Origin of the sequence: Algoriphagus jejuensis (assembly GCF_039523455.1) — a bacterium.
GTDB classification, from domain to species: domain Bacteria; phylum Bacteroidota; class Bacteroidia; order Cytophagales; family Cyclobacteriaceae; genus Algoriphagus; species Algoriphagus jejuensis.
This window is the reverse complement of the sequence record NZ_BAAAFI010000010.1, coordinates 185,719-198,883: the sequence shown is the minus strand read 5'-3', so window position 1 is coordinate 198,883 and position 13,165 is coordinate 185,719. Positions and strand designations below refer to the sequence as shown.

Annotated in this window: 15 protein-coding genes; 3 read left to right on the top strand and 12 right to left on the bottom strand. The window is 48.5% G+C overall.

Features of this window, described 5'->3' with window-relative positions:
- Window positions 1-70: 70 nt before the first annotated feature.
- From ABD031_RS11750 to ABD031_RS11740, 3 genes are read right to left on the bottom strand one after another with little or no spacing between them, the layout of a single operon-like run.
- Window positions 71-913: a phosphatidate cytidylyltransferase gene (locus ABD031_RS11750; RefSeq protein WP_343851630.1), complete on the bottom strand. Its 843-nt coding sequence runs from the start codon at window positions 911-913 to the stop codon at window positions 71-73.
- Window positions 897-1,103: a putative signal transducing protein gene (locus tag ABD031_RS11745; RefSeq protein ID WP_343851628.1), complete on the bottom strand. Its 207-nt coding sequence runs from the start codon at window positions 1,101-1,103 to the stop codon at window positions 897-899. Before ABD031_RS11745 ends, ABD031_RS11750 begins: the two co-directional genes overlap by 17 nt.
- Window positions 1,078-2,031: a CPBP family intramembrane glutamic endopeptidase gene (locus tag ABD031_RS11740; protein WP_343851626.1), complete on the bottom strand. Its 954-nt coding sequence runs from the start codon at window positions 2,029-2,031 to the stop codon at window positions 1,078-1,080. Before ABD031_RS11740 ends, ABD031_RS11745 begins: the two co-directional genes overlap by 26 nt.
- A 38-nt stretch (window positions 2,032-2,069) precedes the next feature.
- Between ABD031_RS11740 and dusB the strand changes: the two genes are divergently transcribed.
- Window positions 2,070-3,065, top strand: a complete 996-nt coding sequence (gene dusB / locus ABD031_RS11735; RefSeq protein WP_343851624.1) for a tRNA dihydrouridine synthase DusB — start codon at window positions 2,070-2,072, stop codon at window positions 3,063-3,065.
- 100 nt (window positions 3,066-3,165) lie between these two features.
- Window positions 3,166-4,074: a DMT family transporter gene (locus ABD031_RS11730; RefSeq protein ID WP_343851622.1), complete on the top strand. Its 909-nt coding sequence runs from the start codon at window positions 3,166-3,168 to the stop codon at window positions 4,072-4,074.
- Here the strand turns inward: ABD031_RS11730 and ABD031_RS11725 are convergent.
- The 6 genes from ABD031_RS11725 to ABD031_RS11700 all read right to left on the bottom strand — a co-directional run bounded on the left by ABD031_RS11725 (window position 4,066) and on the right by ABD031_RS11700 (window position 9,123).
- Window positions 4,066-5,142 (bottom strand): DUF3810 domain-containing protein, encoded by a 1,077-nt coding sequence (locus tag ABD031_RS11725; protein ID WP_343851620.1) that lies wholly within the window; start codon window positions 5,140-5,142, stop codon window positions 4,066-4,068. The two genes, ABD031_RS11730 and ABD031_RS11725, sit on opposite strands and share 9 nt — an antisense overlap.
- Window positions 5,143-5,155: 13 nt before the next feature.
- Window positions 5,156-5,737 carry a NifU family protein gene (locus ABD031_RS11720; protein ID WP_343851618.1) on the bottom strand — a complete coding sequence of 194 codons (582 nt, stop codon included), beginning with the start codon at window positions 5,735-5,737 and terminating at the stop codon, window positions 5,156-5,158.
- Between the two features lie 129 nt (window positions 5,738-5,866).
- A complete protein-coding gene (locus ABD031_RS11715) occupies window positions 5,867-6,601 on the bottom strand; it encodes a ThuA domain-containing protein (protein WP_343851616.1) in 735 nt (244 codons plus the stop codon).
- 186 nt (window positions 6,602-6,787) lie between these two features.
- The gene (locus tag ABD031_RS11710) at window positions 6,788-7,402 is read right to left on the bottom strand and encodes a M15 family metallopeptidase (RefSeq protein ID WP_343851694.1); all 615 of its coding nucleotides are present in this window, start codon (window positions 7,400-7,402) and stop codon (window positions 6,788-6,790) included.
- Between the two features lie 131 nt (window positions 7,403-7,533).
- Entirely contained in the window at window positions 7,534-8,298 is a 765-nt protein-coding gene (locus ABD031_RS11705; protein ID WP_343851614.1) for an SDR family NAD(P)-dependent oxidoreductase, read from the bottom strand.
- Window positions 8,299-8,457: 159 nt separating this feature from the next.
- The gene (locus tag ABD031_RS11700; RefSeq protein WP_343851612.1) at window positions 8,458-9,123 is read right to left on the bottom strand and encodes a heme exporter protein CcmB; all 666 of its coding nucleotides are present in this window, start codon (window positions 9,121-9,123) and stop codon (window positions 8,458-8,460) included.
- 173 nt (window positions 9,124-9,296) lie between these two features.
- Between ABD031_RS11700 and ABD031_RS11695 the strand changes: the two genes are divergently transcribed.
- Window positions 9,297-10,052 (top strand): sterol desaturase family protein, encoded by a 756-nt coding sequence (locus ABD031_RS11695; RefSeq protein ID WP_343851610.1) that lies wholly within the window; start codon window positions 9,297-9,299, stop codon window positions 10,050-10,052.
- 156 nt (window positions 10,053-10,208) lie between these two features.
- Here the strand turns inward: ABD031_RS11695 and ABD031_RS11690 are convergent, their stop codons facing one another.
- The 3 genes from ABD031_RS11690 to ABD031_RS11680 form a co-directional block, all read right to left on the bottom strand.
- The gene (locus ABD031_RS11690; protein WP_343851608.1) at window positions 10,209-11,327 is read right to left on the bottom strand and encodes a helix-turn-helix domain-containing protein; all 1,119 of its coding nucleotides are present in this window, start codon (window positions 11,325-11,327) and stop codon (window positions 10,209-10,211) included.
- A gap of 149 nt (window positions 11,328-11,476) precedes the next feature.
- Window positions 11,477-11,842 carry a DUF805 domain-containing protein gene (locus ABD031_RS11685; RefSeq protein WP_343851606.1) on the bottom strand — a complete coding sequence of 122 codons (366 nt, stop codon included), beginning with the start codon at window positions 11,840-11,842 and terminating at the stop codon, window positions 11,477-11,479.
- Window positions 11,843-11,961: 119 nt separating this feature from the next.
- Entirely contained in the window at window positions 11,962-13,005 is a 1,044-nt protein-coding gene (locus tag ABD031_RS11680; RefSeq protein WP_343851604.1) for a glycoside hydrolase family protein, read from the bottom strand.
- Between the last annotated feature and the right edge of the window lie 160 nt (window positions 13,006-13,165).

The following is a 13,165-nucleotide window of genomic DNA, read 5'->3' as shown; positions in this document are numbered from 1 at the left end:
ATTTGGGTTCTTAAAATGTGTTTGCGAAATGCGTCACAAACTTACTTAGAATTTCAAACTGCCCGAGGATCTATTGAAAGATTTTCAAAAATGCGGTGATAAATGGGGCTGAAAGTAGCAATCCATCAAAACGATCCATAAATCCGCCGTGTCCAGGCAATTGATTCCCCGAGTCTTTGATCTCAATGGACCGCTTAAAGAGCGACTCGATCAGATCCCCATACGTCCCAGCGATGATGATGATCCCCGCTATTACCAGCCACTTCCAGTCTTCGATCACATGGAAATACTGCGAAAGGATAAATGCGACGAGGATGGCCGAAAAAGCACCGCCTAAAAAGCCTTCCCAGGACTTCTTTGGAGACACTCGCTCAAACAGCTTGGTCTTGCCAAATTTGGTCCCTGCGAAATACGCTCCCGTATCACTGGCCCAAAGGATCAACAAACATCCGATCAGGATTTCGTAGTGATAAATTTTATCCTGGGAAAAAACCGCGAGGTTCAACAGGGAGAAAGGCAGCGCAACATAGAAAATCCCGAGGTAAGTGTAAGCCACGCCGGTGAAGGGTTTCTTGTCGGTTTTCTTGTAGAGTTTGATAAAAAAAGTCAGGGAAACAATCGGGAAAATCAGGTATAAATATTCGTTGGGCAGCCGTTCTTTTTCAATCATAAAAGTCAGCGTGAAGATCATGACACCCAAAAACGTCCCGAAACTCCGCAGGGGCAGCATCCCATCCAAACCTGTCAGCTTGTAGAATTCCATCTGTGCAAAGGCCAAGATTATCGCAAAAACCACGAAGTATGTCCAGTCCGAATAGACGGAAGCCGAGACCACAATCAATGCCCCAAGGGATGCGGTAATCGCACGCTGGCCCAGATTGCTGTAATTATTAATATTAAAACGTGATCTCATTCTGAATCAATTGCATTGCTGCCAGTCCATCAGCCTGCGGGACCAGTACTTCATGGGTACCAAATACATTGTAAACCGTCTCTTTTTTGCTCATCACTACGGCAGAAATTCCATTTTCCTCCAATACGGCCTTGACGATCTCCGCACGAATCTGGTTTTGGTCCTCAAATACCTTGATCCAATTCTCCATTTTTGGGTTGATTGATTTTTTTAAAGTAAAAGAATCCAACCATAAGAACCAATAGCCCCGTAAGCGCAGCCGGATAAGATACCGTATCGGTGGACTCCAAATCGAAGTCCACGATCCCTTCGTTGGCCAGGTAAATCACGATCACTGTCAAAGAATTGTTAAAAACGTGGGCAAGGATCGGGTAAAGCAAGCTGCCTGAGTAGTGATAGAGGTAGCCAAACAAGGCACCCAGAAAAACACGGGGCAAAAATCCATAAAACTGGACGTGAATCGCCGAGAATATGATTGCGGTCAGCCAAATACCCCAATGGGCAGAGTTGGTGTAGAGTTTCATCTTGGGCTGGATGATGCCACGAAAAAACATTTCTTCGCCGATCCCGGCAAACACACCGATGACCAAAATCCCGGTCAGAAGCTCTGGAATATTTTGGAAATCCGTCAGGAATTTAGTCAACTCCATCAACTGGGTTTCCATCTCTTTCATCCAGCGCTCGATACCAGCCATTGATTCTGGAAGCACCAATTGGGCGTTCCAATAGACCAAAAGTCCATTGACAAACATCGCTCCCAACGTAATTACCAGCGCGAGTAATAAGTTTTTCGCATTGAATCTTTCCCGCTGAATTTCCCAGTGCAACTCTGCTTTATCAATGAATCTACTTATAATCCAAGCCGCCACCCAAAATCCGATTCCCGACCCGATTCCCTGAACAAAAAACATCGCCATTCTACCGTTTGGCACGCTGTAGTCACCGGTCATGAGCCCCAAAAAGTCCTCCAGAGAGATATTATAAAGCGTCGGGATGAGTGCCAAGGCGAAACCTTGCAGGAGAATCAGCACGCCGAAAGTGACTAAAACAATGACTATCAGTGACAATAGCCAACTCCTTCGTTGCGCTATTTCTGTTTGTGCTTCGTATATCTCCATAATTTGGGGTAAATTTACGCCAAATTTAGAATTGAGAAGTGGTTAAGATTGGAAAGTTGGAGCTGGGGGAGTTTCCCCTACTGCTCGCCCCGATGGAAGATGTAAGCGATCCACCCTTTCGCGCAGTCTGCAAACAGAACGGGGCAGACCTCATGTACACCGAGTTTATCAGCTCAGAAGGCCTCATTCGGGATGCTGCCAAAAGCGTTCAGAAGCTGGATGTCTATGATTATGAGCGTCCGGTTGGTATTCAGATTTTCGGCAACGAAATTGAATCCATGCGCGAAGCAGCTGCCATTGCGGAGGCTGCCGGCCCGGACATCCTCGACATCAACTATGGCTGCCCCGTACACAAAGTTGCCTGCAAGGGGGCCGGTGCCGGAATCCTCCTCGACATTGACAAGATGGTCTCCATGACTGCGGAGATCGTGAAGCGGGTGAATATTCCGGTGACGGTAAAAACCCGCCTAGGCTGGGACCACAAGACCATTCGAATCGTGGAAGTAGCCGAGCGTCTGCAGGATGTGGGAATCCACGCGATTTCCATCCATGCCCGCACCCGGCAGCAGATGTACAAGGGCGAAGCGGACTGGAGCTACCTCAATCTGGTGAAGGACAATCCAAGGCTGCACATCCCTGTCTTTGGTAATGGCGATATCGATACACCGGAAAAAGCCGCCGAGTACCGAGCCAAGTACAACGTGGACGGCATGATGATCGGCCGTGCCTCCATCGGCTATCCTTGGATTTTCAACGAGATCAAGCATTATTTTGCCACCGGCGAAAAACTCCAGGGTCCAGACCTCCACGAGCGCATTGCAGTGACCAAAAAGCATCTGGACTTTTCCGTCGAGTGGAAAGGTGAAAAGCAGGGAATCTTAGAAATGCGCCGACACTATACCAACTACTTCCGAGGCATGCCCAACTTCAAGCCCTTTCGCACGGAGATGGTCACGGCCGACACCTACGAGCAAGTCGCCGAGATCCTCGGACAGGTCGCAGAAACCTACGCCGATTACGAGTTCCAGTATTGAACCTAACAGACCTCAGAATTTTCATCGCTGAGGTCTTTTTTTTGACCTTTTTTGGAGCCGAATTAGTTCCTTTGCAGACATCTACATTTTTGACGATTTAATGAGTACTACCCACTCAGAAAACAGCCTGAAAAACTGGGCTTTGCTGGTCATTCTCACCCTGATTTGGGGAACCTCATTTATCCTGATCAAGCGTGGTCTGGAGGTATTCACTCCGGGAGAAGTCGGAGCCTACCGCATGGTCTCTGCTGCAACACTTTTGTTGCCGCTCTCGCTCCCCAAAATCAGAAACCTTTCTCGCACCCAAGTAAAGAACCTGCTGATCGCGGGCATGCTGGGGAGTTTTATTCCCGCCTTTCTTTTCCCAATGGCACAGACCCAACTGAGCAGCTCGCTGACGGGGGTGCTCAACGCACTCACTCCCCTCTTCGTCGTATTGGTCGGCGCCCTGTTTTTTGACACCAAGATTACCCGGAGAAATGGACTGGGACTTCTCATTGCTTTCGTCGGAGTGATCATCTTGGTCACTTACAAAGAGGGCGGAGGCTGGGATTCGCTGGCTGGCATCAATGCGTATGGCTTGTTTGTCATCGCCGCCTGTATCTGTTACAGTTTCAACCTGCATGTGATCAAAACCCGCTTCACCAAATTAAAGTCTATTGAAATCTCCTCGATATCGCTTTTGATGATCCTTCCGCTGGCGTTGATCTACCTCTTTGCCGGCACGCAGTTTTCCTATAAGCTGGTCACCCATCCCGGAGCTTGGCAGGCCTTGGGCTACATCACCATCTTGGGCATGGTCGGCACGGCCATCGCTTTGGTACTTTTCAATATCATGGTGAAAAGCGCCAGCCCCTTCTTTGCCAGCTTGGTCACTTACACGATTCCTATCGTAGCGATCATGTGGGGCGTACTGGATGGCGAGGTGTTATTGATTGGTCACTACATCGGCATCGCCGGGGTGATCTTGGGAGTGTGGATTGGAAATAAAAAAAAGCGCTCAACCTAGAATATTCATCCGTTGCCTCCAAGCATAGGCCAGCATCGGTAGCTGCTGATAGGAATTGACTCCGGCTTTGACTCCCTGACTTTTGAGGAAAATATCGTTTGATTTCCGGCTCAATTCCAGCGAAAAGGGCTTGATCGCTTCGCTGACTTCGCGAATGGAATTAAGGTCACTTCTTATCCCGACCGAAAGTCCTTTAACCCATTCTCTGTAGTCATCCGGGGCCATGCGATAATAGTCCCGCATCTGGTACTGCAGCAGTCGAAGGTGCCCGGAATACTTCAGCAGCGGATCGTCCGAGTTGGTGCAGATCACCCAGGCGATAAAATTCGCCTCGCCTTCATTGGTTACGCCGTAGCTATGTGCCATCTCGTGAGCCACTGTAAAGGGTCGCTCCAGCGGATGAAGCGTCGGGTCGATGTAGCTTTCTCCGGTGAAAGGAAAATAAATGCCCAAAATCCCCATTTTTCGCATAAATCCTGGAGGAGGAAACTGCTTTGTTCTTGGATTTCCGGTAAAGTTCAGGCCTAACATGTCCAGGTTTTCGTGCATATTACCCCGCACCATACGCTCCAAATCCGGGTATTGCATGATCGAATCGATCGCGACCGTGTCTGCAGTGACTCTGCCACGATACTGCACGGCCAGCCTGCGGGTGATTTCAATCTCTGATTTGAGCTGATCGAGATTGAGAGACTGGGGTTTGAGGGAGAGTTGCTGGAAAATCGGTGTCCGCTGATAGTTAAATCCCCACAGCACCAAAAAGAAAAAAATGAGTGCGCCCAGTCCGTTAGCAAGTGCCTTGAACGTATAGAAAGTCCGCGCTTTCCATCCAACGATGATTTTGAACCTCAGACCAAAGAGTACCAGCACCAGAATGATCGAAGCGACAAAAAGATAAACGCTGGGAAAAGGAAGATTCCCCAGCGTCAAGTCAATGATATTTCTGATCCCGGGAAAGAACTTCCTAGAGTAAATCTCGTCCGTCGCCTCGGGATTTTGCGCAGCAAAATATCGGATGATCAAGGCAAGCACTCCCAATAAAGCCCAAGACCAATCCCTTTTTGCCATCAATTCATGTCTGTTAAATTCCTTCGGCCTGCACTTCCTTCACCTCAGGTAGCATGCGGGTGAGCAGGTTTTGAATTCCGGCCTTGAGCGTCACCGTGCTGCTTGGACATCCTGAGCAGGAACCTTGCAAATGCACCTTGACAATGCCGTCGTGAAAAGAATGAAAAACAATCGCACCACCATCCTGCTCTACCGCGGGACGAATGTACTCGTCGAGAATTCCTTTGATTTTTTTGACAACTTCAGAATCATTTTCGTCAAATAGCGGATCTTTTTCAAAAGTCGCCGAAACAGCCGTCTGACCAGATTCCAAATATTGCTTGATATGGTCACGGATGATTTGTTGAATCTCCGGCCATTCAACGTCCTCAGATTTGGTCACGGTGACAAAATTTGAGGCTATAAAAACGCGCTGAACCGCAGCAAAATTGAAGAGTTCCTTCGCCAATTGGCTGTTTTCAGCACTTTCGGCACTCGGGTAGTCAAAACTTACTCCCTCCTCCACCAACATAAAGTTGGCAACAAACTTCAGCGAATTTGGATTGGGATTAGCCTCCATGTAGAGATGGACGGGCCTGGATTGAGCTTTCAGCATGGTAATCGGGTTTTGATTGTAAAGAAAAACCAAAAAAGGCTTCGGAAGTTCCGAAGCCTAGAATTTTTAATGCGAAATAAAAACTAACTCCGCAAAGGAGTTCGGACAAATCGCTCGGTTTCAGGGAAATTACTTCGGCATCTTTCCTTTGGCCGCATACCAGATACCGCCGTGAACGTGCTGGAGAAAGGCTTCATTTTCCCAGGCAGCTTCGACGTGACCCAGCGCAGTATAGAATACCCGTCCACCATCAAACGCGTGATACCAAGCCATCGGGTGATCTGGCCCGTTACCTTTTGAAGGTTCGTAAGTCGTCTCATCCGCAGTGATCAAAACCTTGATGTCAGTATTGATGTCACGGAATTCGTACAATTCATCGAACCAAAGCCAATTTGTCGGAAGGTGCCAGGTCGCTGGATGATCCTTGTCTCTCACTTCCAATCTCAAGGTCTGCTGACGGGGGTGAGTCAGAAAATACGCACCGATCATCTTGTTGTACCATGGCCATTCATATTCGGTATCGGTAGCCGAGTGGATTCCTACGACGCCTTTGCCGCTTTGAACAAACTTCTGAAAAGCAGCTTTTTGGGCATCATTGAAGATCGTACCCGTCGTGCTGAGAAGTACTACCACGTCATATTTGGCCAGGTTTTCATCGGTAAACTGTCCGGCATCTTCTGTGGCATAGACACCAAAACCCTGCTCCTGACCGAGCTTTTTGACGGCAGCGACACCTTCAGGAATCGATTGATGGCGGAATCCGGCGGTTTTGGAAAATACCAAGACGCGATATTGCTGAGCAGAGGCCGCCAAGGCAAAGCTGAAAATCAGCGAAAAGGTGAGAAGTGTACGTTTTAAGGTCATAGGAATTGACTTGTTGGGTTATCGTTTTATTTATTAAAAGATCAAGGGTTATTGAATTAATAGTTATTGGTCGACTGAGAAACATCGTTTAGCTGACTACAGCTAAGTCGATCTTTAATTTATATATCTCAGTTCTTGGAAACATTCTAGGTTCTAGTTCTCGGCTCTCTCTTGATACTTTCTGCCTCACTTCACCAGGTCGAATTTTTCTCCGGCTTCTTTTCTCGAAAATGCGTTGAAATGCCACCATTCGCTACCGACTCCTGTAAAGCCAGCCCCTTTCATCACTTTTCTGAGAATCTCCCGATTGGCGACTTGAGCTTTGGTGATCTTCCCTTCGGCGAGCATCTGCTTTTCTCGATCCGGATAAGCCGGATAGCCAAAGTAATCATATGCAGTCCCCATATCCAAGGTAGAATCCGCTTCCGTATCAAAAATCGTCAAATCGACCGCGACACCGAAATTATGCAAGCCTCCTACCTTGGGGTCGGCTACGTAAAGCGGCTTAATGCTATCGGGCTTGTCCAGACTATCCCACAGGATCTGCTGAACACTGAGAGGACGCACGCCATCGTAGATCAAAAGAGTCAGATGCGGATGGTCTTTCTGGAGAAGCTCTTGGGCTTTTTTCACCCTATCGGCGACCTCCGGCTGCAGATAGCAGCGCACATGGTCTCCGTACACGTCCTTCCCGAAAAAATTGTCCGTCGTCGAGTACTTTAGCTCGATTCGTACGCCCGGCACAACCGTCTCCACATCCACCAAACCTTGGGCGATGAGCTTTTGCTCCAAGTCCGACATGGGCGGATCCAGCTCGATTTCCTTTACCGGATCGAGAACTTTGCGCTGTTGCTCTGAAAAAATCTCCTGATCGCTCTTTACGGGAGATGAGCAGGCGACTGCCAGCGCCATTAGGCTTAGCATGGATCTGTTCATTTCGCTGGATTTTTGTTGACCAAAGTAGCGGAAGCCTGCGCCGTGGGCAAAACCACAATATCCGCCAACACCACATGTGCAGGTCTATTGACCACAAACTCGACAATGTCCGCAATGTCCTGTGCATACAAGGGAACAAAGCCTTTGTAAACCGACTCCGCGCGGGATTCGTCACCTTTGAAACGCACCAGCGAAAACTCCGTCTCCACCAATCCCGGATGGATGGCAATCACTTTGATCCCAAACGGATTCAGATCAATGCGCATCCCTTTGGTGATCGCATCCACGGCATGCTTGGAGCCGCAATACACGTTGCCATTGGGATAGACTTCTTTGCCGGCAATGGAACCGATGTTGATAATCATGCCGGAATTGCGCTGGGTCATGCCGGGGATGATTGCTTTGGAGACATAGAGCAGGCCTTTCACATTGATATCCATCATCGCATCCCAGTCGTCGAGACTGCCTGTCTGGATCGGATCCATGCCGTGGGCGTTGCCGGCATTGTTGATCAGCACGTCAATCGCTGACCAGTCGGAAGGAAGACTTCCGAGGATTTGGCCGACTTTTTCCCGCTCTCTTACATCAAACACCAAAGGCAAAAAACGGACTCCAGGCGCTAGTTCTTTTCCCAAGTCTTCCAAGCGATCCTGTCTTCTGCCTGTGGCGATGATGTCAAAACCCATCTTGGCAAGGATCAAAGCGCAGGCTTTTCCGATCCCGGATGTAGCTCCGGTGATCAGGGCAATTTTGTTTTCCATGGTTTAAAGATAGAAGGATTGAAAAATTAGAAGATTGGAAAATTGGAAAATCGGGGTTGGAAAGTGGCAGGTGGTAAAGTTAAAGTGCTCTTGCCTCAGCCTGAGCGGCGTCGAAGCCGCATAGCTTCGTAAATCCAAAATCGTAACTCGTAAATCCGCCTAGCTTCTCCACAAATACGGAAACAGGATATATCCCGTCGCGCCGACGATGGCGTTGATCGCCAAGAGGCTGAGGAGCTTGTCCGCACTGACGCTCCAGTCCAGGCCGTCAAGTGCATTTTTGGAAATCCGGATCGCCATCAGGAGAATGGGAATGATCACGGGAAAGCTCAGGATCGCCATAAGCGTGGCATTGTTGCCGGCCTTGGAAGCGATCCCGCTCACCATGGTGAGGCTAGCCGAAAAGCCGACTGCTCCCAAGACCAGATTGAGCAAAAACAATCCTTGATCCTGCACCGGGTTGCCTAAGATCACCGAAAAAACTCCATAACCCAGCAAGGCTAGGATCAGCGTCAAGCCTGTATTATAGATAATCTTGGAAAGAATAATCGCCTCAGGCGAGGCGATCATGTAGTAGTAGAGTTGCCGCCCCTGATGCTCCTGCACAAAGCTTTTGGCGACGGCATTCACGGACGAAAAGAGGATGATGATCCAATAGATGGCATTCCAGGTAGGAACGGAAAGCACGCCGGATTTCGCTCCGACGCTCAAATAGGTGATGAAAACCGCCGAGACGACGTAAAGCAAAATCCCGTTGAGCGCATACTTCTGTCGCCATTCCAGCGTGATTTCCTTTCGGATCAAAACAGAGATTTCCTTCCACATCGCTCAAAGGTAAGAAATGAAGTGCTTTTCTGAGAAGTAATCTGGCAAAGTCATTTGCATTTAGCCACCGCTACATTTGTGATCCAAATGACAATAAAATCCTCTTTCATCAATACTTTTCAAATGAATTATCAAAATGCCTTCTTTAATTTTAAAACTTAAATGAAGGCAAGATGAATTGGGAAGAATTCGGGTACAGATGGCTTAGAATAGCAGAAATCACCACCATCCGCTACTTTGTCATCGCTGGACTGGTATTCTGTGTTTTCTACGTCCTTCTCAAAAACATCCTATCCAGTCGGCGGATGCAGGCCAAATATCCTCAACTCAAAGACTATGGCCGCGACATCTCGTATTCGCTTTTCTCGATTTTGATTTTTGCCACCGTGGCCGCATTGGTGTTTATTGTTCTGCGCCCTTATACGAATATGTATGTGGAAAAAAGCCAATACGGAATGGTCTATTATTTCTTATGCTTTCCCCTGATGCTTTTGATCCATGATGCCTATTTCTATTGGGTGCATTGGTTCATGCATCACCCCAAACTCTTCCGCCTGATCCATAAAATCCACCATAAATCCACCAATCCGTCCCCATGGACCGCCTACGCATTTCATCCTTTGGAAGCAATCATAGAAGCGGGGATCATCCCCCTCATCGCATTTACGCTGCCGGTTTACCAAGGGAGTTTGGGGTTATTCCTCCTCTTCCAATTTTTCTATAATGTCTACGGACATTTAGGATTTGAGCTTCTTCCCAAAAATTTTCAGCGTAACTGGTTCGGACGATGGATAAACACCAGCACAGCTCATAACCAGCACCATGAGCATTTTCACGGAAACTATGGACTCTACACCCTAATTTGGGACAGGATGTTTGGCACGCTGCGCAAAGACTACGAGTCGAAGTACCAGCAAGTGACGAAGTGAAATCTTCGCCACCATTCAAATCCGCAAGAAAATCAGGACGCTCGATAAGAAGGTCAAGGCATTTGTAAACACTGCGAATCTGGGGATTTTAGCCTTTTTATCCTTTGGTAATTTCCAGCTTGTAGGCCCTTAACAGGGAGCCTTTCACCAAAAAATCTAGCCCCGACCCAGGTGCGTTTGTTCCAGAAACTCGGAAGGCGATAGCCCGGTGGCTTTCTTGAAATTTCTGTTGAAGGAAGTCTTGGAATTGAAGCCACAGTCGAAAGCCAAGGCGAGCAGAGTCGCACTTTCATTTTTCTTGTCCAAGACCAGGCGCTTAAACTCCTCTACTCTTAACCGATTGATATAGTCGAAAAAATTCCGCTGCTCCACGGTGTTGATCACTTGGGAAAGTGTGTTGGGATGTACATTGAGATGTTCGCCAAGCTGGGCAAGGCTGAGCTCCGGATCGGTAAAAAGCTTCTCCTCCTCCATCACAAGGCTCAGTTCTCGGTGAATGCCTTCGATCTGCGAGGCGGTAAGGGTGGACTTTTCGTATTTCGGCTTTTCGGGCTCCTCTCCGGTCAGTGAAACCGGCTCGGCCTCCAAACTGCTATTCGCTTCCATCGCTGTCGGATTGGTGAAGACGCCCACCTGCTTGATGCCAAAGTATCCGATAAACATCGTGTAGCCGACAATCGCTCCATAGATCTGCTGATCCTCTGCAACGATCACCACAGTCCAGACCACGCCGGAACCAAGGATGAGGTAGCGAAGCCAAGACAAGTTGATTCGCTCGGTATAGGAGAATTGCTCGCTGATGCGTTTTTGGTAGCGGACAAAAAGCCGAAGAGAAAGCAGGCAACAAAGGACTCCCGACACGAGAATGGCAGCATACATGACAGAGAGAAGCACCTCGTATCCTGCGCCCTGCTGCTGATATACTCTTATTTTTTCCGCTTCAGGCAGCAGGAAAAAAAGAATCAGAGAAAGCAGCCCGGCTGCGAAAGGCAAAAAATGCCAGACGAAGCTTTCTTTCACCCGGTTTTCCTGAGTTAAAGCCCTCACATACAAATACAAAAAAGGCCCATGCACCAATGGGACGGGAAGCTCCAAACCGAGCAAGAGGGTATAATTTTCTATTGGTCCGGCGATCAGGAACTGATAGGGCAGCAGATGAAAGCCCAGAAAAAACAACCAAAAAGCCAGAAAAGTATCCGCCTGGCTTCTGTTCTTCTTCCCTGCCAAAATCACCGCCAAGAAAAAGGCCATGACAACTCCTATACTGTAAGGCATTTGCTCCGAGTGCTGGTCACGCGTAAGCCGCGTGCTTAAGGACAAAAATAAATTCGGAATGAATGTACGCTTTTTGGATAGGCCGAGAGCAAGGCTGACGAAAAATCAGAAAGCCGGACCCCTTTGTACCAAGGTCCGGCCAATTAGGTTCAGATAGTCTTGGGATCCCTGCCAAATCTATTTCTCCCCTGATCTCCCTCGGTACATTGAAGGACTAGCAGCCAGATCGGCCCAACTATTGGAATCAGAGAAATAAAGATCATTCCGCCACTCTTGTCCACGTCGTGAAGCCTGCGCACGGTGACTGCCAAGCTCGGAATCACAGAGGCAAGTACATAGACCAAATAAATCGGGCCGAGGCCAGCACCACCGAAGGCGATTCCGAGTAAGTTGTCGAGTAAGACGGCAACGATGAGTGCGAAAACTTGAAAAAGGCTGAACATCCAGTACTCTGTCCTTCTAGCTCTGCCGTTGAAATCCGCATACTGCTGCCATACTTTGAGATACCAATTCATAAAGAGGGGGTTAGGGTGATTGAATAGTTTGCGAAGAGAGTAGTTCTCATCGACCCGCAATTTGCCTGTTTTCACCTGACCTGAAAATACCCTGTATTGGGTATTTTTAGACCGAATCCCTACTTTTTTAGCTCCTCAGAAGTCGCCAAGGCGATCACCCTCCCCCGATCTCCTACGGCATTGTAAAAGTGATAGACCACGCCATTCCATCGTATTACCCAGGGTTTATGCGCATATTTCAAGTCGAAGGACTCGGAGGGGGAAATGAGATCTGGCCCGTTCCAATCTGTCCAGTGCACCAAATCGTAGGAAACCGCAAAGCGCTCAAAAGCGCCGGGCTTCCAAAAAGCCCCAAAATAAAACATCACGTACATGTCCCCGAATTGGACAACCTGCGCATCCCCACATATCCCCTGATATCTGGTGATGACCGGGTCTTCTCCAAAACGCTTCCAGGTTTTTAGATCCTGGGACACGGCCATGCCGATGCTTTCGTAGTCCGCGGTATCCCCTTTGGCATTGTAGTACATCACAAAAGGGTAGCCGGTCAGCTGCTCGGAGTCGCGGATCACATGACTTTTGTAGATGGTTTTGTCTTCAAACCAGCGGACATCCCCATCCTCTGGGGACAAAAGTGGTTGGTGTGCCACATCCCAGTCTCCTGTAGCTGTCAGTTCTGCGGCACTTGCAAGCCCCACCTTCAGCGTCCCCGCCTCATACCCGCTGCTGCTCCCACCTAAATAAGTCATCCAGTATTTCCCCTGAAATTTCTCTACCGAATAATCCCCTCCCCACTCGGTATTGACGAGCGCGGGATATCCGGCCTTTTGGTTTGCGTCCCAAGTGCCTTCGGTGAATGAAAGGATCCTCCCCTTGGACTTCCAGTGTAGCAAGTCCTCGCTTTGCGCCAGCCAAGTCTCATAGCCCTGCCCGTCAAAGACGATGTAGGTCATGTACCAAAGTCCGTTTTCCCGAAAGACAGTCGGCGAATCAATCATCTTGGTGGAGTCCGGATGCTGAAAGACAACTCCATACTTGAAGGGAGTTTTGACCTCCTCGTAGACTTCTTCCATGATGTGCTGCGGAATATCGAGTGGTAGCTCTTGGATAGGCGACTTGCAGGCCAAGAGGATCAGGCTGAAAAAAAGAGTATAAACTTTCATAGGACCGGAAAGCAACGAATTTATCAGTTTCTTTCTTCCCGACCAATTCGCCCGAGTCTATGCGGGGGAATTAAAAAAAAGAAGCTTTTCCCCATGAGAGATATCAAATGGACCCCCATTTATTTCGATTTGTTACCCAAGCCGATTTTCCAGATTTGGC

Bases quoted from the DNA above. Each gene is read 5' to 3' on its own strand.
- ABD031_RS11720 (WP_343851618.1), bottom strand. From the start codon at position 5,737: ATGCTGAAAGCTCAATCCAGGCCCGTCCATCTCTACATGGAGGCTAAT.
- ABD031_RS11740 (WP_343851626.1), bottom strand. From the start codon at position 2,031: ATGGAGATATACGAAGCACAAACAGAAATAGCGCAACGAAGGAGTTGG.
- ABD031_RS11730 (WP_343851622.1), top strand. From the start codon at position 3,166: ATGAGTACTACCCACTCAGAAAACAGCCTGAAAAACTGGGCTTTGCTG.
- ABD031_RS11695 (WP_343851610.1), top strand. From the start codon at position 9,297: ATGAATTGGGAAGAATTCGGGTACAGATGGCTTAGAATAGCAGAAATC.
- ABD031_RS11710 (WP_343851694.1), bottom strand. From the start codon at position 7,402: ATGTCGGACTTGGAGCAAAAGCTCATCGCCCAAGGTTTGGTGGATGTG.
- ABD031_RS11745 (WP_343851628.1), bottom strand. From the start codon at position 1,103: ATGGAGAATTGGATCAAGGTATTTGAGGACCAAAACCAGATTCGTGCG.
- ABD031_RS11705 (WP_343851614.1), bottom strand. From the start codon at position 8,298: ATGGAAAACAAAATTGCCCTGATCACCGGAGCTACATCCGGGATCGGA.
- ABD031_RS11725 (WP_343851620.1), bottom strand. From the start codon at position 5,142: ATGGCAAAAAGGGATTGGTCTTGGGCTTTATTGGGAGTGCTTGCCTTG.
- ABD031_RS11685 (WP_343851606.1), bottom strand. From the start codon at position 11,842: ATGAATTGGTATCTCAAAGTATGGCAGCAGTATGCGGATTTCAACGGC.
- ABD031_RS11680 (WP_343851604.1), bottom strand. From the start codon at position 13,005: ATGAAAGTTTATACTCTTTTTTTCAGCCTGATCCTCTTGGCCTGCAAG.
- ABD031_RS11700 (WP_343851612.1), bottom strand. From the start codon at position 9,123: ATGTGGAAGGAAATCTCTGTTTTGATCCGAAAGGAAATCACGCTGGAA.
- ABD031_RS11750 (WP_343851630.1), bottom strand. From the start codon at position 913: ATGAGATCACGTTTTAATATTAATAATTACAGCAATCTGGGCCAGCGT.
- ABD031_RS11715 (WP_343851616.1), bottom strand. From the start codon at position 6,601: ATGACCTTAAAACGTACACTTCTCACCTTTTCGCTGATTTTCAGCTTT.
- ABD031_RS11690 (WP_343851608.1), bottom strand. From the start codon at position 11,327: ATGCCTTACAGTATAGGAGTTGTCATGGCCTTTTTCTTGGCGGTGATT.